This window comes from Mesorhizobium sp. M6A.T.Ce.TU.002.03.1.1, assembly GCF_003997275.1.
In the GTDB taxonomy this organism is placed as follows: domain Bacteria; phylum Pseudomonadota; class Alphaproteobacteria; order Rhizobiales; family Rhizobiaceae; genus Mesorhizobium; species Mesorhizobium mediterraneum.
Window position 1 is genome coordinate 1 of the sequence record NZ_RZTI01000044.1, and the last position, 22758, is coordinate 22758.

A 22758-nucleotide genomic window follows, 5' to 3' on the forward strand; every position below is an offset into this window, starting at 1 on the left:
GGCCAGCGCCAGCGGGTCGCGCTGGCCCGCGCCATCGTCACCAAGCCGCGTGTGCTTTTGCTCGACGAGCCGCTCGGCGCGCTCGACAAGGCGCTGCGGGTCGATATGCAGATAGAACTGAAGCGTATCCAGCGCGAGATCGGCATCACCACCATCTTCGTCACCCACGACCAGGAAGAAGCGCTGACGATGAGCGACCGCATCGGTATCCTGCGCGACGGCCGGCTGGTGCAGGAGGGGCCGCCGGAGGAGATCTACGACAGCCCGAAGAGCGAGTTCGCCGCCACCTTCCTCGGCGATGCCAATATCTTGCGCGGCGACAGCACCGGAACCGGTATCCGCTTGGTCGATGGCACCGCGATTGCCGCCGGGGCAGGCGCGACGCTTGCCGCCGGCGCCAAAGCTAGCTGCGCGGTGCGGCCCGAACGCATCCGCATTGCCACCGATTCCGGAACGTCTGATCCGAACGCCAATGTGCTCCGTGGCCAAATCTCCAAGCGCATCTTCGCCGGCAACAACAGCACCTATTTTGTCGATCGCGACGGGCAAACGCTCAAGGTCATCGTGCAGAACACAGGCATTGAAAGGTTGGCGGAAGGACAAGAGGTGGTGCTGCGCTGGTCGCCGGAGAGTACGGTGCTGATCGCCGCGAACTGATCTTGCCAGGCGGACCGCAATCAGTGAGAGCATGGTCGGGCACAATGCGGAAAAGCGAAATACCTGATGATGCTTGAGCTGAATGCGGGCGACCAGTCGATGCTGCAGGGCGAGCAGGGCCCGGCCGTGGCCGCCGCGATGAAGATCCTAGTCGCCTTTTCGAAGGCGGTCGGTGCGCGCGAGCTGTTAGACATTGCCGGTGCTCATATCGATGGCTGCCTGTATCACGGCCAGGCCAGCCTCGATTTCGTCGAAAGGCTGATCGAGGGCGGCGGCCACGTTCGGGTCCCGACGACGCTGAATGTCGGCTCGTTCGACCTCATCCATCCCGGACTGGTGAAGATGCCGCTGTCGCAAGAGGCGCCGGCACGCCGGCTGATGAAGGCGCATCTGGAGCTCGGCTGCCAGGCGACCTTCACCTGCGCGCCCTATCAGACGCGGTTCCGGCCAAGCTTTGGCGAGCAGATCGCCTGGGGTGAGTCCAACGCCATCGTCTTTGCCAATTCGGTAATCGGAGCGCGGACCAACCGCTATGGCGATTTCATCGATTTGTGCTGCGCGATGACCGGGCGCGCGCCGGCTTGGGGACTGCATCTGAGCGAAAACCGACGTGGCCGGGTTCTGTTCGAGTTGATCGGTTCTGACCTGGAACCGAGCGACAGCCTGTTCGTCGCCGTCGGGCTGATCATCGGGCAAGCGAGTGGCGATCGCATCCCGGTGATCTCGGGCCTGCCAAAACCACGCGATGAGGACCAGCTGAAGGCGCTAGGCGCAGCCGCCGCAACGACGGGCGCCGTGGCGCTGTTCCATGCGGCTGGCATCACGCCGGAAGCGAACACGCTCGAAGAAGCCCTTCATGGCCTGGCGCCGGAGGAGACGATCCGGATTTCTCGCGCCGACATCGACCAAGCGCTGGCCAAGCTGTCGAGCGTCCCCGACGGCGCGCCTTTGGCAGCCGTGTCTCTGGGCACGCCGCATTTCTCGCACGACGAATGGATGCGGCTATTGCCATTGTTGCGAAAGGTGGCGCCGGGCAGAGGCATTCCGATCTACGTCAACACCGGGCGCGCGACGTTGACGCGTTTGCACGATGAGGGGGCGCTGGACGGCACGGAGGCGTTCGGGCTTATTCCAGTCGCCGATACTTGCACCTATGTCACCGCGATCATCAAGCGGCTGGATGGCGTGGTGATGACCAATTCCGGCAAATGGGCGCATTACGCGCCCGGAAATATCGGCGTCTCAGTCGCCTTTGCTGAGATGGCGGATTGCATTCGTTCCGCCGCGGCCGGCCATGTCATACGGGTACGCAATGAGTGAACAGGAAAGTCGAGCCCTGAACAGGTTTGGCACCTTCCAGCTTGCCGGCGAAGCGCGAGGCTCGGCGCTGGTTCTGTCGCAAGCGCTCAGCTTCTGGGGCGGGATCGATGTCGAAACAGGCGAGATCATAGACCATTCGCATTCGGACCTGGGCGGCAACATCGCCGGCAAAATCCTCGTGATGCCGAGCGGGCGCGGCTCGTCGTCTTCGTCTTCGGTCCTGGCCGAGGCGATCCGCAGAGGCACGGCGCCGGCCGGCATCATCCTGGAGCGGCCGGACCCGATCCTTCCCGTCGGCGCCATTATCGCCGAATTCCTCTACGACATCAGCATGCCGCTGGTCGTCTGCGACATATCAGGCATTGTCTCCGGCGATAGGATCGCCATCGGCATCGGCGAGGATGCCCAGGCGATCGTCAACCTGACTTAGCCGGCCATCAGCCCGGCAGCACCGCGCCGCCAATAGGCTGCGGCCAAAGTCTGGTCGCGGCCGAACCCGAGCGTGTCGCGCCAGTATTCGCGAACGATTTTCGCCGCCGCCGCTTCCGCCGCGAACCAGCCGAATGCCGAATCGTGTTGTGGCCACGCCACCGCGCAGACGGCGTCAGCCAGCCGTCTGTCTTCGCCGGCTGGCACGCCATTTCTGGCCAGCCAATGCAGCTCGATGCCGGTGGCGTTGTCGATCTCCTGTCGCTCGCCATCGTCGGCGATCTCAACGAAAGCCACGCCCTTGGTCTCGGCGGGCAGCGTCTCCAACAGCCGCGCCAGCGCCGGCAGGCCGGTTTCGTCGGCACCCATGAGATACCATGATGCCGGCCGCACCGGGCGACCGACCGGCCCCATGATGCCAACCTTCATGCCGGGTGCCGCTTGCATGGCCCACGCAGCGCCGATGCTTTCGCCGGGATGGACGAGGAAGTCGACGTCGATGACGCCGTTGGCCATATCGAGCGCGCGGATGGTGTAGACGCGCGCCACAGGACGCCTGTCATCCGAAGGCCAGACCGGCAGGCCATTGCTGCCAAGCACCGGCCAGAGCGGATCGGACACCTCCCTGGTCGGAAACAGCATGCGGATATGCATGCCGCCGAATTTCGCAAAACGTGCCAAATCCTGGCCGGCGAAGCGGATGCGGCGCATGTGCGGTGTGAGATCGCCGACATGGGTGACCACCATCTCGCGGAACTGGGCGAGACGGGTTTCCCCGGCGAGATCGCCGGTCCAGACGATCTCCGGGTTTTCTTCCCTAGCATAGACCTCGACCGCGGTGGCCAGCAGGTCCTTGATACGCGCCAGGCCGTCGCGGTCGGCGGCATTGGCCCGCATCACCAGCCGCTCCATGTCGAAGGAAGCGCCGCCGAAGGCGAAGCGGAAGTCGAGCCGCTGTCCGTCCTGCGAGGCATCGGCATCGAAGCTCTGCAGCCTATCGCTGATGCGGCCGATGTAAAGCGGCAGGTTGCGCAGGTTCAGACGCGCTTCGCAGGCCAGTCCGCTTGCCGATGCTTCGCTCACGCTCAACCTCCGATCCTGCCGGTCAACGCCACCTTGAAAGTGCGGCCCTTGCCCTGTTCCGTCGCCGCCGACGTCGACCATGCGCTTTGCGGGTCGGTGTAGGCGGTGTCAAAGACGTTATCGACAGCGAAATCGAGCTTGGCGTGGTCGTTGATCCGCCAGTTGGCAAAGACGTTGACCAGATCGAAGCCGTCATCGACGACTGTCGGTTCGTTCGGCTGGGTGCGGTTGGTGCGCGTGATCTTGCCGACGCTGAGATATTGCGCGCCGACGGTGAGCTGGTCTTCGAGCATCCTGAAGCCGAGTGTTGCCGAGAAGCGGTCGAGCGGCGTGTTGCTCAGCGCCTGGCCGGAGTAAACGCCGCTGACGACCTTGGCGTCGATGAGGGCGCCGGCAAGGTTCACGAAACCCCAGCCATAGTCATAGACCGCCTCAGCCTCGATGCCTTTCAGCCGCGCGTCGCCGATATTGATCGCCGTGCGCGTTACGTCGGGGCGCAGGTCGACTTCGATGTAATCCTCGACATCGGTGTGGAAGACGTTGACCTTGGCACGAAACAGGTCGCCAGCGGCCAGTATGTCGTCATATTTCAAATTGACGCCGGCTTCCCAGTTCCTCGCCGTTTCGGGCTGAAGAAGCAAATTGGGCACGTAGGTGTCGCCAGAGCCGTGCGCACCGCCGCCGCGATAGACGTCCTGCAGGCCCGGTGCCCGGTAGCCTTCGGAATAGGTGCCGTAGAGCTGGAAGCCTTCGAGCGGCGTGACGCCTACGGTGAGGCGCGGCGACCAGCGGTCGCCCGACATCGAGGCTTCCTCCGGCGGCACGGTCTTTGTCTCACCGTCGAGCTGGTAGCCGTCATAGCGCATGGCGGCGATGAGCTGCAGCCAGTTATCATAGTCGCCCTGCCATTGCAGGAAGCCGCCATAGCCCTGTTGTTCGCCGGCGCCGAAATGCGCGGCCTCCGATGATGCTTCCAGATAGTAGTAGTCGAGCCCGTAGGTGAGCGTGTGGGCCATCTTCCAGGCGTCGAAACGCGAGGAGTTCTTCACGTTGAAGCCCGTCGTGGCGACGTCATAGTAGCGGAAGTTTCCGATCGCGGAAGTCGGCCAGACCTGTGTCTGCTCGGCGCGCGTGCGGTTGTGGTAGGCATTGGCACTGAAGTCGATCAGCTCGTTGTCGTCCGGCTTCCAGGTGTAGGCGGCCGTGTAGGTCTGATTGGTTGTGTCGGTGTCGTAACGGCTGAGCGTCGGCGAGGTCGAGCCGCTCGATCCGGTGATCTGGTCGCTGTAGCGCTGCAGGATGGTGCCAAGCTTCAGCTCGTGACCGTCGGCCGGCCGCAGCGTTGCCTTCATATAGCCACTGGTGATGCGCTCGCCGGTCCACGGCACAGTGTCGCCATTGCCGTCGATGTAGCTGTCGCGGTCGCGATAGATGAGATTGCCGATGATGTCGGCGTCGTCGCTGAAGCGGTAGGCACCGGTGGTGCTGGTGGTGAAGCCGTCGCCATTGCTCTCATAACCGAGCTTCTCGCTCAGCGCCCAGCGTTCCTCCTGCTTGAGGAAATCGCCGGCATCCTTGGTTTCGAAGGAGACGACGCCGCCGATGCCGCCCGAGCCATAGGCATTCGAGACCGGGCCGCGAATGACTGTCGCATCCTTGATCAATTCGGGCTCGACATAGAACGAGCCCGAGCCGTGGCCGACGCGCCAGTAGTCCTGGCGGGCGCCGTCGAGCGTCACCACCACGCGGCCATACTGCTGCAGTCCGCGAATGTTTATGGCGGTCGCCGGATCGTCGCCGTTCATCGAGGCGGCAACGCCGGGGGTGGTGCGAAAGATGTCGGCGGCGGTGTCAGGCTGGATGCGCTCGAGCTCTTCCTGATCGACGGCACTGATTGCTGCCATCGAGTCGATGACAGCCGTCTTGATCATCGTCGCCGAAATGGTGATCAGGTCGAGCACGGTTGGCTCGTTCGCTTCAGTCTGCTGGGGGACCTTGACCGGCCTGTCGGCCTTGGCGGCGGCGCCTTGCTTCTGCTCCTCCTGCGCGGCGGCGGGCGGCGCGACACACAGGCCGAGCGCGAAGGCGAGCGCGGTGCTCGCCATCAAGGTCTTGTTGCTTGTCAGTCTCATAGCGATGCCGCCCCCGGGAAAAGCAAGATTGCTGGCGGCGGCCGTCGGCCCTGGCTGGCATGATGGAGAAGCCTCGACCGGCGGTCGGGCAGGGCTACTTATTGAAACATGATGACATTAGTCAACTTTAATTTTATAGGCCACGACCATCTTCCAGGATTCTTAAACACAGGAGCGAATGGCATGGTCGGCAGTGATAGCGGGTGCGGACAAGTGCGCTGGTTTCGATCGAGCAATATGGCGGTGCTGCTGCTGGCGCTTTCTGTTCTTGCGCCGTCTTGCGGGTTCAAAGCGCTGGCCGCCGAGACGGTCGTCGATGCAGCAGGGCGGACAGTCGCGACCGGTCCGGCAACCAGGATCCTGACGCTCGGTTCCGACGTTACCGAAATCGTCGATGCGCTGGGCGCCGGCGAGCGGATCATCGCCGTCGATCGTGGCAGCAAATATCCCGCTGCCGTCGCGCAAAAGCCCAATGTCGGCTATCGGCGTCAGTTGTCCGTCGAAGGCTTGGTCGCGCTTCGCCCCGATCTGATCCTGGCGGCGCAGGACAGCGGGCCGCCGGAGGCGATCGAGGTGCTGAAGTCGCTGGCGATCCCCGTCGTCTTCGTGCCGGAAGACAACAGTCCACAAGGCATCGAGCGCAAGATTACCCTGATCGCCGCAGCGCTTCGCCTTGAGGACAAGGGCAGGGAGGTTTCAAGGCGCGTGCTCGATGCCTTCCGGGCAGCCGCCGATCTCACCGCAAAAATACCGGCCGAGCGCCGCAAGAAGGTGGTGTTCTTCCACGGCCTCGTGCGGCTCAGCGCGGCCGGCGCCGGCACGGCGGCCGATGCGATCATCCGTTATGCCGGCGGCATCAATCCGATGGCTGTCGTGAAGGGCTACAAGCCGGCGTCGGAGGAGAAGCTGATCGAAATGGCGCCCGATGTCATCCTGATGATGAGCGACGGCAAGGGCGGGCCGACCGCCGAGCAGGTGTTCGGCACACGCGCGCTGAGCGCCACGCCGGCGGCGAAGACAAAGGCGCTGATCGTGCTGGACGGCGCCTACATGATCGGTTTCGGCCCACGCACCGCCGACGCGATCCGCGACCTGGCGCAGGCGCTGTATCCAGAGGTCGCGGACGCAGACTAAGGCCAATATCGGCAGGCCCGCTTTGCCCCTGTGCGAGACGGCCATTTAACGCGAAATGTGGAGGCGCCGGCCGTCGTGGTCGGACGCCGGTCCGGAGCGCCGTTTTCTCCAGGACGCTTGCGGGCCGAACAAAGTTGCAGGTCCGGAACAAACATTGGGATGATATTCCATCCCGCCAGCTTGACCGCGAACGGCATCTCCAGCCTATAATTCTACTAAATTCATAGACTAACTGCGAACGGCATGGGCGTTCGCGGCTGGACTGCGAGACACAAAGGGAGCCCATCGATGCCGAAGACAGAATCCAATCCTATCGACCTTGGTACGAAGGCTGCCGATTTCCTGCTGCCGGACGCGCAAGGCGTGCTTCACAGGTTGGCCGATTTCGACGCCAAGCCGGCGCTGCTCGTTGCCTTCATCTCCAACCGCTGCCCGTTCGTCGTGCTGATCCGCGAGGCTCTCGCGGCGTTCGCCAACGACTATGCCGGCAAGGGCCTGCAGGTGGTGGCGATCAACGCCAACGACCATGAGGCGCATCCCGAGGAGGCGCTGGCCCGGATCGGCGAGGAGGCCGACAAATTCGGCTATGGCTTCCCCTATCTCAAGGACGCTTCACAGCAGACGGCGAAAGCCTATGGAGCGGCTTGCACGCCCGATTTCTTCCTGTTCGGCGCCGATCGGCGGCTCGCCTATCACGGCCAGTTCGACGAAGCGCGGCCGGGCAACGGCAAGCCGGTGACGGGTGCCGATCTGCGCGCCGCGGTCGACACGGTGCTGAAGGGCGAAACGCCGGCCGCTGAGCAGGTGCCGTCGATCGGCTGCAATATCAAATGGAGCGCCGGCAACGAGCCGGTGTGGTTCTCCAGGGCGGCCTGACCGAACCTGCCGCCCTCGGCCGGCCACCAATTCCCCTTTCCGTGAGTGATCATGCCGAAGACTGCCAGAGCCGTCCGATCCGCTCCCGAAAGGCTGCACCTCGCAGCCGATGTGCTGGTGCTGGGCGGTGGTCCGTCGGCCGCCTGGGCGGCGGTCGCCGCGGCTGAGAACGGTGCGACCGTGGTGTTGGCCGACAAGGGTTATCTCGGCACCAGCGGCGCCACGGCGCCGTCGAACACCGGCACCTGGTGCGTGCCGCCGGGCGACAACAGGCATGCGGTGGTCGAGCGGCGCTGGCAGCGCACCGGCGAGCTTGCCGACCAGCGCTGGATGCTGCGCTGCGTCGACACCGCCTACCGCAACCTGCTGCAACTTTCTGAGTGGGGCTATCCGTTTCCGAGCGAGGATGACGGGCGGCTCTACATCGCCAATCTGCGCGGGCCGGACTATATGCGCTTCATGCGCCGCCGGGTGCTTCTGGCCGGCGTCACCGTGCTCGATCATCATCCGGCGCTCGAACTCCTGTCCGACGGCGATGCGATCGTCGGTGCGGCCGGGGTCGGCCGCCAGGCCGAGCGCGACTGGCGCGTCGATGCCAGGGCGGTCGTGCTGGCAACCGGCGGCTGCGCCTTCCGCGAACGCATCCTCGGCTCGACCGGGCTGACCGGTGACGGCTATCTGATGGCGGCGGAAGCCGGCGCCAGCCTTTCGGGCATGGAATTCACCGGCAAGTACACGCTGGCGCCGCATGGCTCGTCGCTGAACAAGGGCCTGCCGTTCCGCTGGGCCTCGTTCCACCGCGAGGACGGTTCGCCCATCCTCGGACCGACTGGCGAGCCGCTGCGCAATGGCATCGGCGACCGCGAGGAAGAAGTGGCGCGTGCGCTGATCGAGGGGCCGCTCTATGCGCGGCTCGACCAGGCCGAGCCGGCGCTGCAAGGCTGGCTGCGCCAGGGACAGCCGAATTGCTTCGTGCCCTATGACCGCGCCGGCATCGATCCCTTCAGAGACCTGTTCCGCGTCACGCTGCGCGCCGAAGGCACGGTGCGCGGCACCGGCGGCATCGATATCATCTCCGACGACTGCGCCACCGGCGTGCCCGGCCTTTATGTCGCCGGCGATGCGGCCAGCCGCGAGATCATGACCGGTGCGGTGTCGGGCGGCGGCGCCATCAATTCATCCTGGGCGCTGGCCAGCGGCTGGTGGGCGGGCAAGGGTGCCTCGACCCACGCCAGGCGCCGCGGCGGCAAGGCGTTCCGCAGCGAGGTGCTGCCGCTCGGCCAGGCCGGTCTGCGGCCGGCGGCTTCGCCGCGTGCCGATGTTTCCGCAGGCGAGGTGATAGAAGCCGTGCGCAATGAGGTCACACCGCTCGACAAGAATTTCTTCCGCAGCGACACCGGCCTGGAAAAGAGCGGCGAGCGGCTTGAGACGCTGTGGCGCGACGTGCGCGATCACCTGCAAGGCGAGGGACTAGAGCGGATCCGCACGCGCGAAGCCGCGTCGATTGCTGCCGCCGGGCGCTGGTCGATCGCTGCCGCACGTTATCGCAACGAGAGCCGCGGCATGCATCGCCGCACCGATCTGCCGGGCAAGAACCCCGCCTTCGCGCACCGGCTGGTGATCACCGGCGTTGATGATTTCCGTATCGCTGGGGCGCCCGAACGGTTGGCGGAGCTGGCGTCATGATCGAGATCGTCTCGGCCACGCGGTGCGTCGAATGCGACATCTGCGTCAAGGTCTGCCCGGCCAATGTCTTCGACGCGACGGGCGGCGTGCCGGTGGTCGCGCGGCAGGAAGACTGCCAGACCTGCTTCCTCTGCGAGATCTACTGCCCGACCGATGCGCTCTACGTGGCCGAGGTCGCCGAAGGTCCGACCGGCATCAGCGAGGCGGAGGTCGAGGCACGTCATTTGTTCGGCGGCTACGCCCGTGCGCTCGGCTGGAAGCGCGGCAAGGCCGGCGGCTCGCAGCTCGACCCGACGCACCGCATCCGCGTGGCGCAGTGAAACGATCGGAGACAGACATGGATCGCATCGTCGTCAGCGACATCAAGAAGACTTTTCAGCTCAAGCCGGGACAATCCATCACCGTCGATGGCGAGGCGACCGACCGCGTCACCGTGCTCGACGGCGTCGATCTCGCCATCCGCAAGGGCGAGTTCATCACGCTGGTCGGGCCGAGCGGCTCGGGCAAATCGGTGCTGCTCGATATCATCGGCGGGCTTACGTCGGCGACCAGTGGCGGTGTCCAGCTCGATGGCAGGCGGATCACCAGGCCGGACCCGAAGACCGGCTATGTGTTCCAGCAATATGCGCTGTTTCCGTGGCGCACGGCGCTGGCCAATATCGAATATGCGCTGGAAGTGCGCGGCGTGCCCAAATCGGAGCGCACCGCCACGGCCCGTCATCTTCTGTCGCTGTTCGGCCTTGCCGGTTTCGAGGACCGCTTCCCCAACCAGCTTTCCGGCGGCATGCAGCAGCGCGTGGCGATCGCCAGGGCACTCGCCAGCAATCCGGAAGTGCTGTTGATGGACGAGCCGTTCGCCGCCCTCGACCAGCAGACGCGCGAGATATTGCAAGGCGAGCTGCTCAGGATCTGGGGCAAGATCAAGACCACCGTGATCTTCGTCACCCATTCGATCGACGAGGCGATTTTCCTGGCCGATCGGGTCGTCGTCATGACAGCACGCCCGGGCACGGTGAAGGAGATCATCGACATCGACCTGCCGCGGCCGCGCAACGGCGATATCCGCGCAAGTGCGGCCTTCAACAATCACCGCGCCCGCGTCTGGGAAGTGCTGCGCGACGAAGTCAACAAGGCGCAAAAGGACTGGACGCTGTCGCCGGCGTTCAGCCACTGAGGAGTTTGGCATGGCCTATCTGACCGAAAAGTTCGGCCCTGCCGGCGGCTTTCATCCGTTTGCCGGAGCCGGTGAAGCGGTGGCCGCCGCCAGGGTCCCGGCAATCAAGGCCCGCAGCGCTACCCCGGCCGTCAGGCGCAGGAGAGGAGCCGGCTTCGGCACGTTCATCTACGGCCTGCCGCTGCTTGGCCTGTTCTTTCTCACTTGGGAGATCGCGCCACGGCTCGGCTGGCTGAACCGCATCTTCTTCCCGCCGCTGAGTGAGGTGCTGGTCGCGTGGTGGGATCTGCTCGCCTCGGGCGTGCTGGTCGAGCATATCGGTATCAGCCTGCAACGCGCGGCCATTGGTTTCGCGCTGGGCGTGGTCGTTGCCATCCCGCTCGGCCTGCTGATGGGGCGCTATTCGCTGCTCGAGAAGGTCTCCGATCTGCTGGTGCAGACGCTGCGCAACACTTCGCAGTTCGCGCTGCTGCCGGTGTTCATCCTTCTGCTCGGTATCGGCGAGGAATCGAAGGTGGCGATCACCTTCTACTCCTCGGTGTTCTTCCTCCTCGTCAACACGATCAGCGGCGTCACGTCGGTCGATCCGCTGCTGATCAAGGCGGCGCGCTCGATGGGCACGTCCGACTTCGACATGTTCAGGAAAATCATCCTGCCGGCCAGCATTCCCTCGATCGTCGCCGGCGCGCGGCTCGGCGTGAAATCCTCGCTGTTCGCGGTGATCGGCGCCGAGATGCTGGCCGCCAAATCCGGTCTCGGCTTTCTCATCCAGAACTCGCAACTGATGATGGAAACGGCCGACATGTATGCCGGCATTCTGACGCTCACCGTCATCGGCCTCGTCGTCAACTACCTGCTCGTCTGGTTCGAACGCTGGGCAACCGCCTGGAAGGGCCAGTCGGAAGCCTCAATGATTTGAACCAATCAAGCAGTTCATGCCAATCAGGAAGGAATTTCAGATGCCCAGGATATCTTTCAGTGCATTACGCCGATTGCTCTTGCAGGGCGCCATAGCCGCGGCCATCGGCGCCTCTGTCGTCGTCGCTCCCGCCTTCGCGCAGGACAAGCCTGAAGTCATCCGCATCGGCAGCACCGCACCGGGGCATCTCAAATTCATCCTCGCCCAGCAGCATGGCTGGTGGGAAAAGGAATTCGCCAAGGACGGCATCAAGGTCGAACTGGTTACTTTCAACGGCGGCTCGGAGGCGACCACCGCATTGGCGACCGGAGCGATCGAGGTCACCTATACCGGCAACAATCCAGCGCTGCGCGTCGCCGCGTCCGGCGCCGACGTCAAGCTCATCGGCGTGTCGAGCTATGTGAAGGCAGGCGGCTCCTCCATCATCGTCAAGACCGACTCGCCGCTAAAGACGCTGCAGGATCTGAAGGGCAAGAAGGCCGCTTATCTCACCGGCACGGTACGGCATTCGAATTTCAGCAAGGCGCTGAACAGCGTCGGCCTGACGACCAGCGACATCGAAGGGCTGAACCTACCCTTCGAGGCGTCAGGGCCCGCACTGCTGCGCGATGACATCGATGCCATTGTCGAGACGGACTCGACGGCGGCCAAGCTGGTCGACACCGGCGAGGCCCGCGTGCTCTACGACACCAGCACGCATCCGGAATGGAACGTGCCGAACGTCATCTCCGTCAACGGCGCCTTCGCGGCGAAATACCCCGATCTCGTCAAGCGGCTGCTGAAGGTCGATATCGAGATTTCGCGCTGGGCCGACGCGCATCCCGACGAGACGATCAAGACCTTCGTCGAGGCGACCAAATCGTCGGAAAAATCCGTCCGCAAGACCTACAGCCAGGGCCTGTTCTACCAGGACCCGAAGCTCACCGACGATGCGATCGCGGCGCTCAAGAGCGAAGAGAAGTTCATGGCCGGCGCCGGGCTTTTGAAAGGCTCGATCGATTATAGCAAATGGGTCGACAAGAGCTTTGTCGATGGTGCTTATACGGAAGTCGCCGCCGTCCAGTAGACTTAGTTGAAAATGCTGCGGGGCTGCGCCAGCCGGCGCGGCCTCTCTCTCATCCCTGAGGTTCCGTTCAGATCTCCGGGATGCTTTCCCTGAAGATCACCTGCAAGCGCGGCTGGTGCAGTTCGTAAGGCAAGCCCCTGACCGCGTGGCTCAAAGTGTTCAGTGCTTCGCGGGCCTCGACGCGCGGGTTCTGGTCGATGACCGCGTCGAGCGTTCCGTCGAGTAGAAGCTCTTTGGTGCCTTCCGTCACCTCGTGGCCGAGAAACACGGTCGATAGCGCGCGCCCGCGCTCCTTCAGCGCCCTGGCGATGCCGGTGTTGCCGGCGCCGACATTGTAGATCGCGGCCAGATCCGGATGCCGGTCCAGCAGCGCGGAGGCCTCTGAATAGGCCTTTTCCCGGTCGTCGAGCATTTCGCGCATCTCGACGATCTGCAAATTGGGCGATTCCTCCGTCAGGATGTGGCGGAAGCCCATCTCGCGCTCCTCGTGGCCGCGATAGGAGAGCGAGCCGGCGAACAACGCGACCTTGCCCGGACGATCAGTGCCCATGAAGCGGTTGAGCAGATAGCCGGCGAGGCGGCCGGCGGCACGATTGTCGATGCCGATATAGGCAACCCTCGGCACGTGCAGGATGTCGGACGCGATGGTGACGACCTTGACGCCGCTGGCCGACAGCGAGCGGATCGCTTCGCGGACGGTCGGATGGTCGAGCGCAATGACGCCGACGCCTTGCGTCTGGCCATGCAAGTCCTGCAGCAGGCGGGCGAGCCGGTCGGGATTGAAGCCTTCAATCGTGGCGACGCGCACGTCGAGATCGGGCCGCGCCTGCGCCTGCGCCTCGATATGCCGGTGCAGCATCTTGATGAAGGAATTGGTGCCAGCGGGCAGCGCGAAGTCGAGCCGCATGACATCGCCGGGCAGCGCCGTACGTGAGTTCGGGCTGTTCGAATTTTCGGCGATGTAGCCTAACCGCTGCGCCGTTTCGAGCACGACTTCGCGGGTGCGCGCCCTGACGCCGGCGCGGTTGTTGAGCACACGGTCGACCGTGGCGGCGGAAACACCGGCTTCCCGGGCTATGTCTGTCAGGGTGGACCGCACAGTCGATCACCTCATGCTAGGCGCTACGGGCGCATCAAAATCACGGATTTAACGGACGGATGTCGGACGATGACTTCATTGCCATCCGCGATTCTGATGGGAAATGATGTATCCGGCCTTAGCCGATGCGCAAGCCGGCGCGCTACACCAAATCGCCTGGGCGGACCACAACTTGCTGGCGTGGTGCATGATTCCCTCAAATGCAAGCATCGGATGCTGTATGGTGATCTCAGCAGAATGCATTTTTCCTCCTCGATTGCGATGTTATGACGTGTTTTGATTATTTATGATGTTGACAGCCTTATCCCAGTGCCGTCAATATCCATCACGAGGGCCATGGAGGAACAAGGCCCGAGGGAGGAGTTCCAATGTCGAATTTGATCCGCATGTCGCGGCGCCGTTTGTTGGCGTCCGGTGGAAAGGCGGCAGTGCTTGTTGCCGCAGCAGGTATCGCGCCAAAATTCATCCGTCCCAGCCGCGCCTACGCCGCCGACGCACTCGCGCCGGGCATGATCGGCGGCCCCACGGGCTTCGACGGCTCGGAGCGTTATCAATATGGGCCCGACTCTCCGGAAGGCCGCGCCATCGAGGCGGCCAAGGCGATGAAGGGCGCCGGCAAGGCGCCGACCAGGATCGTGCTCGGCCTGTCCGACGGCTCGATCGGCCAGCTGACGCAGCCGTTTCCCGCCGGCGCGCCTTCGATCAAGGATCTGTGGGAAAAGGAAACCGGCATTCCGCTCGAGATCGTCGGCGTGCCGAATGGCCAGGAATTCACCAAGACGATGCAGGACATCTCCACCAAGGGTGGGGCCTATGACATCTATGCGGTCGAGTGGAACCGCCTCGGCGACCTCGCCGAAACCGGCGGCATCCTGAAGCTCGACGACCTCGTCGCCCAGCATAAGCCCGAATGGGACGACCCCGAGCGCGGCTATGTCAACGGCGCCAAGGGCGTGTCGCTGCTCAACCAGTATCGCGGCTCGACCTATGGCGTTTCGCTGGATGGCGATTTCCAGACCTGGGTCTACCGCACCGATCTGTTCGGCGATGCGGCCGAGAAGAAAGCCTTCTCCGACAAGCACGGCTACGAGCTGGCGCCGCCGAAGACCTGGAAGCAGCATGACGAGATCGCGGCCTTCTTCCAGCGCCCGGACAAGGGCCTGTTCGGCTCGACCGATCTGCGCAACCAGGGTTGGGGCTACACCAACTGGTATCAGCGTTATGTCTCAATGGCTTCGCCAAATCAGTTCCTGTTCGACGACACCGGCAAGGCGCTGATCAATTCCGAGCAAGGTATCGCTGCGACCAACGAGTACATTGCATCGCTGGTCCACCATTCGCCGGATGCGATCTCATGGGGCTGGCCGGAACAGTATGGCAATTTCGCCAAGGGCGGCGCCGCCATGACCTGCGCCTTCTCCAACCTGCCGAAATTCCTCGACAATGCCGGCAACAAGGATTCAGCTGTCACCGGCAAGATCGGCTCGATGCTGCCACCGGGCCGCGAGATCGACGGCAAGCTGATCAGCCGTTCGGTGCTTTGGCTCAATCTGTCGGCTTCGGTCTCCTCGCAGGCCAAGAATCCGGAGGCCTGCTACCTGTTCCTGCAATGGCTCGGATCGAGCCGCATCTACGCCTGGATGACCGCCAATCCGGGTGGCTATTTCGATCCGTTCCGGCTGTCGGATTTCTCCGACCCGCTGGTCCGCCAGACCTACCACGCCTACCACATGGATGTGGTGCGCGAGACGGTCGCCCGCACCGTGCCGACCGTCAACTACCCCGGTGCCACCGCCTTCCACAATGCGCTGGACGAGAACCTCGTCGCCGCGTTGACCAAGGCAAAGACCGCCGAGCAGGCGATGGCCGACACCGAGGCCGAGTGGAAGAAGATCGCGCGCCGGACCGGCGAGGAGAAGCTTCTCGAAGCCATCAAGACCAACAAGGAGGCATGGCCCACCGTTCTCGATCCGATCAGCTGATCCTCCCAGGATCGCGCCAAGGGAGGGGAGGAGTTGCTCTTCCCCTCCGCAAACGATGGTACCAGCAAAGCTGCAAGATGAAGCGTTCAATTCCTTTCGAGATATTCCGCTATGCCGCAATATCAGCGGCAATGGCGGTGACGCTGGTGCCGATCCTGTGGATGGTGTCGATGGCCTTCAAGCCGATCGCCGAATGGTCGGCGACCGGCGCTGAACTGACTTGGTGGCCGAAGAACCCGACACTCAGCAATTTCCGCTTCGTCTTCGGTGAATCGACCAACAATTTGATCGTCGCGCTCGACCGCACCGCCCTGAAGCCGATCCTGTCGTCGCTGCTGTCGGCGGTATTCGGGACGGCGATCGCCATGTCAGCGGGCACTGCGGCGGCCTACGGGCTATCGCGCTTCGGCTCGGGCCAGAACCTGCCGCTGGCACTGATCCAGCTTCGCCTGTTTCCGCCCATGGCGGTCATGACCCCGGTGATGATCATGTGGGCCTTCCTCAACTTCACCGACAGCTGGTGGGGGCTGTCGCTGATCTACGGCATCGTCACGCTGCCTTTTGCCTTCTGGCTGATGAAGACCTTCTTCGACGACATGCCGCGCGAGATCGAGGAGGCAGCACTGGTCGAGGGCTGTTCGCGGTTGCGAGTCTTCACCCGCATCACACTACCGATGATGCGCGCGCCGCTGGCCAGCGCCGCGCTGTTTGTCTTCATCCTCAACTGGTCGGACTATCTGATCGCGCTGCTTCTGACGACGCGCGAATGGGTGACGGTTCCCGTCTACATGGCGTCGCTCTCCTCCTCGATGACCGGACAGCTCTATGGCGCCAAGGCCGCGCTCGGTCTGATCGCCGCGGTGCCGCCGGTCATCATGGGCATCGCCATCCAGCGTCATCTGGTGCGCGGGCTGACGTTCGGGGCGCTCAAGCAATGAGCGCGGTGACTGCGACGATTTCGGAGGACGTGATGAAGACCGTCCAGGCAAAGCCAGCCTTGCGGGACGAAGGCGCAAAGCTCGGCTTCCGGCTGACATTGCCGGCGCAGATCCTGGTGCTGTTCATCGCGGTCTTCCCGCTGTTGATGCAGCTGTACATCAGCCTGACCGACTGGTCACCGCTTTCGGGCCTCGGCTGGTGGAGCGCCTGGTCGCTATGGAACAATTTCGCCAATTACACCGACCTTGCTGCCGACGCGCGCTTCTGGAGCGCGCTGAAGCGCACGGCCATCGTCATGATCGTCTGCGTGCCCGCGGAATTCCTGCTGGGTCTCGCGCTCGCCACGCTGTTTGCCGACGAGTTTCCCGGCAAGCGGATCTTCTACTCGATCCTTCTGATGCCGATGATGGTGGTGCCGGCTGTGGCCGGCTACATGTTCTTCATGCTGTTCCAGTCCGGTGGACCGGTCAACGACATCCTGTCATCGATATCAGGCTTTCCCGTCACCATCGCCTGGCTTTCGGACCCGACGCTGGCGCTCATAGCCGTCATGGTCGCCGATATCTGGCAGTGGACGCCGCTGATGTTCCTCATCCTGCTTGCCGGCCTGGTCGGCGTGCCCGAGGACCAGATCAAGGCGGCGACGCTGCTCGGCGCCAATCCCTGGCAGCGCTTCGTCACCATCGTGCTGCCGAAGATGAAGACTATCATAATCATCGCGCTGGCGATCAGGATGATCGAGAACTTCAAGATATTCGACACGCTCTACATCATGACCGGCGGCGGCCCCGGTGTCGCCACCGAGACGATCTCCGTCTACATCTACAAGCTCACCACGCAGGACCTGATCTGGGGTTATGTCGCGGCGATCGCGCTGGCGATCCTGATCGTGCTGTCCATCGCCGCGGTCTTTGCCATGAAGCGCATGGCCCGGGCACGCGAGGTGACGGCATGAGCGCCATCCATCTGCAGAACCTGGTCAAGAAATTCGGCGACTTCACCGCGCTGAAGACGATGGACTTGGCCATCGCTGATGGCGAGTTCATGGCGCTGCTCGGGCCGTCCGGCTGCGGCAAGTCGACAACGATGAACATGATCGCCGGGATGGAAGAGCCGACGGGTGGCAAGATCCTGTTTGGCGAGCGCGACATGGCCGGCGTGCCGATGGGGCGGCGCGGCGTCGGCTTCGTCTTCCAGAACTATGCGATCTTCACGCATATGACGGTGCGCCAGAACCTCGCCTACGGCCCAAAAATGCGCGGCGCGCCAAAGGCCGAGATCGATCGCCGCGTCGGCGCCATTGCCGAGATGCTGCAACTGACACCGCTGCTCGACCGCAAGGCCGACCGGCTGTCGGTCAACATCTTGCAGCGTGTGGCGATCGGCCGTTCGGCGATCATGGAGCCGGCGATCTTCCTGCTCGACGAGCCGCTGTCCAACGTCGACGCAGCCTTCCGGGCGGTCATGCGCACCGAGCTGAAGCAGTTGCAGCGCCAGTTCAAGCAAACCATGGTCTATGTCACCCACGATCAGCTCGAGGCCATGACCATGGCCGACCGCATCGCTGTGATGGACCATGGCGTGCTGCAGCAGGTCGGCACGCCGCTCGAGGTCTACAACAATCCGGCCAATGTCTTCGTCGCCCGCTTCATCGGTGCGCCGGGCATGAACCTGCTCAAGGGCAGGCCAGCGGAAAGCGACCGGGGCCTGGTCGTCGACCTCGGGCCATTCGGTGCGACGCCGCCGCTGGCGGCCGAAATCGCCGCCGCTGTGCGGGGCGCGCGGGGCGATGTGCTTTACGGATTCCGACCCGAACAGGCGGCGCTGGTCAAACGCGGCCAGGGGCTCTCCTTGCCGGTAACCTTCGTCGAGCGCATCGGCGCGCGCACCATCGTCCATCTCGGCCAAGGCGAGAGCGCGGTGAAGGCGCTGTTCGACAATGATGTTGGGCTGGCCATCGGACAAACGGCAGTCGTCGCGCCGGCCGCGCAGTCGGTGCGCGTCTTCGACGCCGCGACCGGCCTTGCGATGAAAGCGGGCTGAGACCATGGCCGATATCGTCTTCCGCAATGTGACGAAACGCTACGGCAACACGCTGGCCGTCGACGACGCCTCGTTCACTGTCGACGACAATGAGTTCTTCTGCTTCTTCGGCCCGCCGCTGTCGGGCAAGTCGACGGTGCTGCGCCTGGTGCTCGGGCTTGAAACGCCTGACGCGGGTGAAATCCTGATCGGCGGCAGGCCAGTCAACACCGTGTCGCCGGCCGAGCGCAACATCGCCATGGTGTTCCAGAACCTGGCGCTGTTTCCGCATATGAGCGCGCGCGACAATGTCCGTTTTCCCCTGGTCGAACGCCGGGTCGACGAGGCCGATATAGAAAGGCGTGTCGCCGATGTCGCGGCCAAGCTGCATATCGGCCACATCCTGCACAAGCCGCCGGCGCAGCTGTCGGGCGGCGAGCGGCAGCGCGTGGCGATCGCCCGCGCGCTGGTGCGCGATCCCAATGCCTATCTGATGGACGATCCAATCTCGGCGCTCGATGCCAGGCTGCGCGAGGAGACGCGCGTCGAGCTGAAGCGCATCCAGCGCGAGCTCGGCAAGACGCTGATCTATGTCACCCACGACCAGGAAGAGGCGATGTCGGTCGCCGACCGCATTGCCATCCTGGAGGATGGCAAGATCAGGCAGATCGGCGCGCCGGCCGAGATCTATGATCGCCCGGCCAGCACCTATGTGGCGCGGCTGCTCGGCTCGCCGATGATGAATATCTTGAAATCGGTGCGCGGCGAGGGCGGCGTCGAGGCGGCGGAAGGCGCGATCCGTATCGCGGACAAGGCTGCTCCGGCCGATGCCGTCGAGATCGGGCTCAGGCCGGAAGATATCAAGGTCCGGCCATGGCTGGATGGGGAAATATCGGATGGGCGCGCGGGCCGCCCGGCGCGGGTGTTCGAGGTCGAGCCGCTTGGCGGCTACACCGTGGTGACGCTCGCTGCCGGGCAGGCGCGCCTGAGGGCGCTGCTGCGTGGCCAGCCGGACATAAGGCCGGACGCCATGGTGGCGATATCCTGTGAGCCGGCCAGAGTGCATTATTTCGGGCAAAGCGGCGGAGCGCTGGCACGATGACGGCGGCTGCAAGAAACGAGCTTCGGGAGGATCAGATGGCAAACAACGGGTTCGAGCCGGACGTGAAGGTCCGCACGAAAGAGTATAGAATCGGCTGCGTCGGCGCCGGCATGATCATGGCCGAATGCCATCTTGCTGCCTATCACGATGCCGGCTTTCCGGTGGTGGCGATCGCCTCGCGGACCAAAGCCAGCGCCGAGAAGGTCGCAAGGCGCTGGGAGATCCCGACCGTCCACGGCATGCCTGAACAACTGATCGAGGACGAAAATGTCGAGATCATCGACCTTGCCTTTCCGCCGGACCAGCAGCCGGCGCTAATCCGGCATGCGCTGAAGCAGAAGCACATCAAGGCGATCCTGGCGCAGAAGCCGCTGGCGTTGTCGCTCAAGGATGCAATCGAGCTGCGCGACGAGGCGGCCAAGGCCGGCAAGATCCTCTCGGTCAACCAGAACATGCGCTATGACCAGTCGATGCGCGTGCTGAAGCAGATCATGGACAGCGGCGCGCTCGGCGACATCGTCTTCGCGCAGATCGACATGCACGCGATCCCGCACTGGCAGAGCTTCCTCGAGGACTACGATCGGCTGACGCTCGCCAATATGAGCGTCCACCACCTCGACGTGCTGCGCTTCCTGTTCGGTGATCCCCTGGAGATCACCACGCTGACCCGCAAGGATCCGCGCACCCGCTTCGATCATTCGGACGGCATCACCGTTTCGACGCTGCGGTTCCCGTCCGGCGTGCTCGCCGTGTCGCTGGAGGATGTTTGGTCCGGCCCGCGCCAGGAGGGCTACAAGGACGACCAGCACATCAACTGGCGCGTCGACGGCACCAAGGGCGTCGCCAAGGGCACGATTGGCTGGCCGACTGGTTCCGCCTCGACGCTGACCTATGCTTCGACCGAAACCACTGGCGGCGAATGGGTGACACCCAGCTGGGGCACGATGTGGTTCCCGCATGCCTTCATCGGCGTGATGGAGCAACTCCAGCACGCGGTGAAGACGGGTGAGCCGCCGGCACTCTCGGTCGCCGACAACGTCAAGACCATGGCGCTGATCGAAGCCGGCTACCGCTCGATCGACGAGGGCCGCACGGTCAAGCTTTCCGAAATCTCGACAAACCCAATCAGCTGAATCACTTACAGGGAGGACTTCATATCATGATGCAGGCAGGTATTTTCACGGGCTATTTCCCGTACAGCCTCAAGGAAACCGCGCAGAAGATCCGCGCGCTCGATTTCAACACGGTGCAGCTCGACCTGCATTTCAGGGATGTCGACCTGTCGGCCGGGCAGATCACCAAGGACAAGGCCCGGGCTGTTCGCGACGTCTTCCGCGACCACAATCTGCCGGTGTGCTGCGTGTCGGGCTACACCAACATCATCCATCCGGACAGAGCGGAGCGCGAGAAGCGCGTCGGCTATCTCAAGGAGATCATCCGCAGTGCCCGTGATTTCGGCTCGCCCTACGTGATCTCGGAAACCGGCACTTACAACACCGAGTCCGACTGGGTCCATCATCCCAAGAACAAGACCGAGGAAGGTTTCGAGGAATGCCGTAAGGTCATCGCCGACCTTGCCCAGACGGCCTACGACCACGGGGCGGTCTTCCTGCTCGAAACCTATGTCAACAATGTCGTCGGCTCGGTCGAGGAGACGGTGAAGATGTTCGCGCAGGTCGACCATCCCGGCCTCGGCCTTCTGATGGATCCGACCAACTATTTCGAGACCCATAACATCGACAGGATGGACCAGATCCTGAACCAAGTGTTCGACACGCTGACCGACAAGATCAAGATCGCGCACGCCAAGGACGTCAAGCGATCGGGCGGCGACAAGTCGGAGAAGCACGCCGATATCGGCGACGAGGACGCGCTGGAGAGCCACACTTTCCGTGGTGTCGGCGAGATCGAGCTGCCGGCGCCCGGCCTCGGTTCGCTCAACTACGACCTCTATCTCAAGCGGCTTGCCGAAAAGCACCCGAACATTCCGGTCATCATCGAGCATCTCTCGGAAGACGACGTGCCGCGCGCCAAGAAATTCCTCGACGGCAAGTTCCGCGCCAACGGCCTCTGATAGGAGTCCTGCGTCGCCGCTATGCGGCGGCGCTTTCCACCGGGAGGAAATATAATGGAGGAAGCGAAATGTTGAAATTCGGATTGAAACTGGCGACGGCCGCGACTTTGTTGGCAGGGATAGGGTTGGGCTCGCCGGCATTCGCACAGGACGGCCAGAAGACGTTCTATCTCCTGTCGCATGGCGGCCCATCGGATGCATTCTGGCTCGACTGGAATGCCGGCGCCACCAAGGCCTGCGACCAGCTCAAGGTGACCTGCAAGATCTCCTTCAGCGGCGGCGACATGGCGGCGCAGAAGGAGGCCTTCAACTCGGCACTGGCCGCCAAGCCCGACGGTATCGGCACCACATCGGCGCAGCCCGGCCTGTGGACCGAGGAGGTCAAGGCGGCGAAGGCTGCGGGCATCCCGATCGTGTTCTTCAACACCGATGATCCGGCAACCGGGCGGCAGGCGTATGTCGGCGCCGACCTCAAGGAGGCCGGCGTCATCTGGGCCAAGTATCTGGTCGACAACAAGATGGTGAAGCAGGGCGACAAGGTGTTCCTGCCGGTGGAGGTGCCGGGTGCCAGCTATCAGCAGCTCGAGACCGAAGGCATCGCCAGCGTCTTCGATCCGCTTGGCATCAAATATGACGTGGTCGATTGCGGCACCGATCCAGCCGGCATCATCGCCAAGATGACCGACTATATGGTGGCCAACAATCCGCCGGCGATCATCGCACTCGGCGATTCCGTGGCGGCCAGCATCAAGCGGGTGTTCGACGGCGCTGGCGTGCCGGCCGGCAAGATCCCGGTCGTCGGCTGGGGCAATTCCAAGGAAACCGCTGAAGCCGTCAAGGCCGGCTTCGTCAACGCGGCCGCCTGGCAGTTCCCGTCGGCGCAAGGCTTTATGCCGGTCGCGCTGCTCGGTCTCGCCGCCTCGGGCGAACCGATCGGCTACGACATCCACACCTTTAGCCTCTACGACGCGACAAGCGTCGAGCCGATCCTGAAACTCTACAACAAGTGATGGAAATTGACGTCCGCCGCGCAGGCGGCGGACGTCGCTCCACGATATGGTTCA

At 63.7% G+C, this 22758-nt stretch carries 21 protein-coding genes; 18 read left to right on the forward strand and 3 right to left on the reverse strand.

Annotation, left to right across the window (positions count from 1 at the left end):
• From EOC93_RS15315 to EOC93_RS15325, 3 genes are all read left to right on the forward strand, one after another.
• On the forward strand, positions 1-657 hold a 657-nt coding region (locus tag EOC93_RS15315; RefSeq protein WP_164759144.1), incomplete at its 5' end, for an ABC transporter ATP-binding protein.
• 66 nt (positions 658-723) lie between these two features.
• Positions 724-1977, forward strand: a complete 1254-nt coding sequence (locus EOC93_RS15320) for an aconitase X (protein WP_127205014.1) — start codon at positions 724-726, stop codon at positions 1975-1977.
• The gene (locus EOC93_RS15325; protein ID WP_127205015.1) at positions 1970-2407 is read left to right on the forward strand and encodes a DUF126 domain-containing protein; all 438 of its coding nucleotides are present in this window, start codon (positions 1970-1972) and stop codon (positions 2405-2407) included. The genes EOC93_RS15320 and EOC93_RS15325 overlap by 8 nt, the downstream gene beginning before the upstream one ends.
• On the opposite strand, the gene EOC93_RS15330 is transcribed toward EOC93_RS15325, so the two are convergent.
• Positions 2404-3489 (reverse strand): siderophore-interacting protein, encoded by a 1086-nt coding sequence (locus EOC93_RS15330; RefSeq protein ID WP_127205016.1) that lies wholly within the window; start codon positions 3487-3489, stop codon positions 2404-2406. The two genes, EOC93_RS15325 and EOC93_RS15330, sit on opposite strands and share 4 nt — an antisense overlap.
• A 2-nt stretch (positions 3490-3491) precedes the next feature.
• Entirely contained in the window at positions 3492-5621 is a 2130-nt protein-coding gene (locus EOC93_RS15335) for a TonB-dependent hemoglobin/transferrin/lactoferrin family receptor (protein WP_127205017.1), read from the reverse strand.
• A gap of 183 nt (positions 5622-5804) precedes the next feature.
• Here EOC93_RS15335 and EOC93_RS15340 point away from each other — a divergent pair, with 183 nt between their 5' ends.
• The 7 genes from EOC93_RS15340 to EOC93_RS15370 all read left to right on the forward strand — a co-directional run bounded on the left by EOC93_RS15340 (position 5805) and on the right by EOC93_RS15370 (position 12476).
• Complete coding sequence (locus EOC93_RS15340; RefSeq protein ID WP_127205018.1) at positions 5805-6755, forward strand: ABC transporter substrate-binding protein; 951 nt, start codon at positions 5805-5807, stop codon at positions 6753-6755.
• Between the two features lie 288 nt (positions 6756-7043).
• Positions 7044-7631: a thioredoxin family protein gene (locus EOC93_RS15345; protein ID WP_127205019.1), complete on the forward strand. Its 588-nt coding sequence runs from the start codon at positions 7044-7046 to the stop codon at positions 7629-7631.
• Positions 7632-7682: 51 nt separating this feature from the next.
• The gene (locus EOC93_RS15350) at positions 7683-9317 is read left to right on the forward strand and encodes an FAD-binding protein (protein ID WP_127205020.1); all 1635 of its coding nucleotides are present in this window, start codon (positions 7683-7685) and stop codon (positions 9315-9317) included.
• Positions 9314-9637, forward strand: coding sequence for a ferredoxin family protein (locus tag EOC93_RS15355; protein WP_126105794.1), 324 nt, complete (start codon positions 9314-9316; stop codon positions 9635-9637). The genes EOC93_RS15350 and EOC93_RS15355 overlap by 4 nt, the downstream gene beginning before the upstream one ends.
• Positions 9638-9654: 17 nt before the next feature.
• Positions 9655-10491 carry an ABC transporter ATP-binding protein gene (locus tag EOC93_RS15360; RefSeq protein ID WP_127205021.1) on the forward strand — a complete coding sequence of 279 codons (837 nt, stop codon included), beginning with the start codon at positions 9655-9657 and terminating at the stop codon, positions 10489-10491.
• Between the two features lie 10 nt (positions 10492-10501).
• A complete protein-coding gene (locus EOC93_RS15365; RefSeq protein WP_127205022.1) occupies positions 10502-11410 on the forward strand; it encodes an ABC transporter permease in 909 nt (302 codons plus the stop codon).
• 40 nt (positions 11411-11450) lie between these two features.
• Positions 11451-12476, forward strand: a complete 1026-nt coding sequence (locus EOC93_RS15370; RefSeq protein WP_127205023.1) for an aliphatic sulfonate ABC transporter substrate-binding protein — start codon at positions 11451-11453, stop codon at positions 12474-12476.
• 67 nt (positions 12477-12543) lie between these two features.
• Here EOC93_RS15370 and EOC93_RS15375 read toward each other — a convergent pair whose 3' ends face one another.
• Positions 12544-13575, reverse strand: a complete 1032-nt coding sequence (locus EOC93_RS15375; protein ID WP_095482648.1) for a LacI family DNA-binding transcriptional regulator — start codon at positions 13573-13575, stop codon at positions 12544-12546.
• Positions 13576-13943: 368 nt separating this feature from the next.
• On the opposite strand from EOC93_RS15375, the gene EOC93_RS15380 reads away from it, so the two are divergent.
• The 8 genes from EOC93_RS15380 to EOC93_RS15415 all read left to right on the forward strand — a co-directional run bounded on the left by EOC93_RS15380 (position 13944) and on the right by EOC93_RS15415 (position 22704).
• Positions 13944-15557, forward strand: coding sequence for an extracellular solute-binding protein (locus EOC93_RS15380; protein ID WP_127205024.1), 1614 nt, complete (start codon positions 13944-13946; stop codon positions 15555-15557).
• A 77-nt stretch (positions 15558-15634) separates the two neighbouring features.
• Entirely contained in the window at positions 15635-16495 is an 861-nt protein-coding gene (locus EOC93_RS15385) for a carbohydrate ABC transporter permease (RefSeq protein WP_127205025.1), read from the forward strand.
• A complete protein-coding gene (locus tag EOC93_RS15390) occupies positions 16492-17451 on the forward strand; it encodes a sugar ABC transporter permease (RefSeq protein ID WP_127205026.1) in 960 nt (319 codons plus the stop codon). Before EOC93_RS15385 ends, EOC93_RS15390 begins: the two co-directional genes overlap by 4 nt.
• Positions 17448-18539, forward strand: a complete 1092-nt coding sequence (locus EOC93_RS15395) for an ABC transporter ATP-binding protein (RefSeq protein ID WP_127205027.1) — start codon at positions 17448-17450, stop codon at positions 18537-18539. The genes EOC93_RS15390 and EOC93_RS15395 overlap by 4 nt, the downstream gene beginning before the upstream one ends.
• A gap of 4 nt (positions 18540-18543) precedes the next feature.
• On the forward strand, positions 18544-19620 hold the full coding sequence (locus EOC93_RS15400; RefSeq protein ID WP_127205028.1) for an ABC transporter ATP-binding protein: 1077 nt from the start codon (positions 18544-18546) through the stop codon (positions 19618-19620).
• A gap of 35 nt (positions 19621-19655) precedes the next feature.
• Positions 19656-20753 carry a Gfo/Idh/MocA family oxidoreductase gene (locus tag EOC93_RS15405; RefSeq protein ID WP_095482846.1) on the forward strand — a complete coding sequence of 366 codons (1098 nt, stop codon included), beginning with the start codon at positions 19656-19658 and terminating at the stop codon, positions 20751-20753.
• A gap of 26 nt (positions 20754-20779) precedes the next feature.
• The gene (locus tag EOC93_RS15410; RefSeq protein WP_095482642.1) at positions 20780-21694 is read left to right on the forward strand and encodes a sugar phosphate isomerase/epimerase; all 915 of its coding nucleotides are present in this window, start codon (positions 20780-20782) and stop codon (positions 21692-21694) included.
• Between the two features lie 68 nt (positions 21695-21762).
• The gene (locus EOC93_RS15415) at positions 21763-22704 is read left to right on the forward strand and encodes a substrate-binding domain-containing protein (protein WP_095482641.1); all 942 of its coding nucleotides are present in this window, start codon (positions 21763-21765) and stop codon (positions 22702-22704) included.
• Positions 22705-22758 lie beyond the last annotated feature (54 nt).

What these genes read in the sequence shown, in the direction of transcription:
- EOC93_RS15355 (WP_126105794.1), top strand. Translation starts at nt 9,314, where the DNA reads ATGATCGAGATCGTCTCGGCCACGCGGTGCGTCGAATGCGACATCTGC.
- EOC93_RS15405 (WP_095482846.1), top strand. Translation starts at nt 19,656, where the DNA reads ATGGCAAACAACGGGTTCGAGCCGGACGTGAAGGTCCGCACGAAAGAG.
- EOC93_RS15350 (WP_127205020.1), top strand. Translation starts at nt 7,683, where the DNA reads ATGCCGAAGACTGCCAGAGCCGTCCGATCCGCTCCCGAAAGGCTGCAC.
- EOC93_RS15380 (WP_127205024.1), top strand. Translation starts at nt 13,944, where the DNA reads ATGTCGAATTTGATCCGCATGTCGCGGCGCCGTTTGTTGGCGTCCGGT.
- EOC93_RS15365 (WP_127205022.1), top strand. Translation starts at nt 10,502, where the DNA reads ATGGCCTATCTGACCGAAAAGTTCGGCCCTGCCGGCGGCTTTCATCCG.
- EOC93_RS15340 (WP_127205018.1), top strand. Translation starts at nt 5,805, where the DNA reads ATGGTCGGCAGTGATAGCGGGTGCGGACAAGTGCGCTGGTTTCGATCG.
- EOC93_RS15410 (WP_095482642.1), top strand. Translation starts at nt 20,780, where the DNA reads ATGATGCAGGCAGGTATTTTCACGGGCTATTTCCCGTACAGCCTCAAG.
- EOC93_RS15415 (WP_095482641.1), top strand. Translation starts at nt 21,763, where the DNA reads ATGTTGAAATTCGGATTGAAACTGGCGACGGCCGCGACTTTGTTGGCA.
- EOC93_RS15370 (WP_127205023.1), top strand. Translation starts at nt 11,451, where the DNA reads ATGCCCAGGATATCTTTCAGTGCATTACGCCGATTGCTCTTGCAGGGC.
- EOC93_RS15400 (WP_127205028.1), top strand. Translation starts at nt 18,544, where the DNA reads ATGGCCGATATCGTCTTCCGCAATGTGACGAAACGCTACGGCAACACG.
- EOC93_RS15360 (WP_127205021.1), top strand. Translation starts at nt 9,655, where the DNA reads ATGGATCGCATCGTCGTCAGCGACATCAAGAAGACTTTTCAGCTCAAG.
- EOC93_RS15320 (WP_127205014.1), top strand. Translation starts at nt 724, where the DNA reads ATGATGCTTGAGCTGAATGCGGGCGACCAGTCGATGCTGCAGGGCGAG.
- EOC93_RS15395 (WP_127205027.1), top strand. Translation starts at nt 17,448, where the DNA reads ATGAGCGCCATCCATCTGCAGAACCTGGTCAAGAAATTCGGCGACTTC.
- EOC93_RS15385 (WP_127205025.1), top strand. Translation starts at nt 15,635, where the DNA reads ATGAAGCGTTCAATTCCTTTCGAGATATTCCGCTATGCCGCAATATCA.
- EOC93_RS15345 (WP_127205019.1), top strand. Translation starts at nt 7,044, where the DNA reads ATGCCGAAGACAGAATCCAATCCTATCGACCTTGGTACGAAGGCTGCC.
- EOC93_RS15325 (WP_127205015.1), top strand. Translation starts at nt 1,970, where the DNA reads ATGAGTGAACAGGAAAGTCGAGCCCTGAACAGGTTTGGCACCTTCCAG.
- EOC93_RS15390 (WP_127205026.1), top strand. Translation starts at nt 16,492, where the DNA reads ATGAGCGCGGTGACTGCGACGATTTCGGAGGACGTGATGAAGACCGTC.
- EOC93_RS15335 (WP_127205017.1), bottom strand. Translation starts at nt 5,621, where the DNA reads ATGAGACTGACAAGCAACAAGACCTTGATGGCGAGCACCGCGCTCGCC.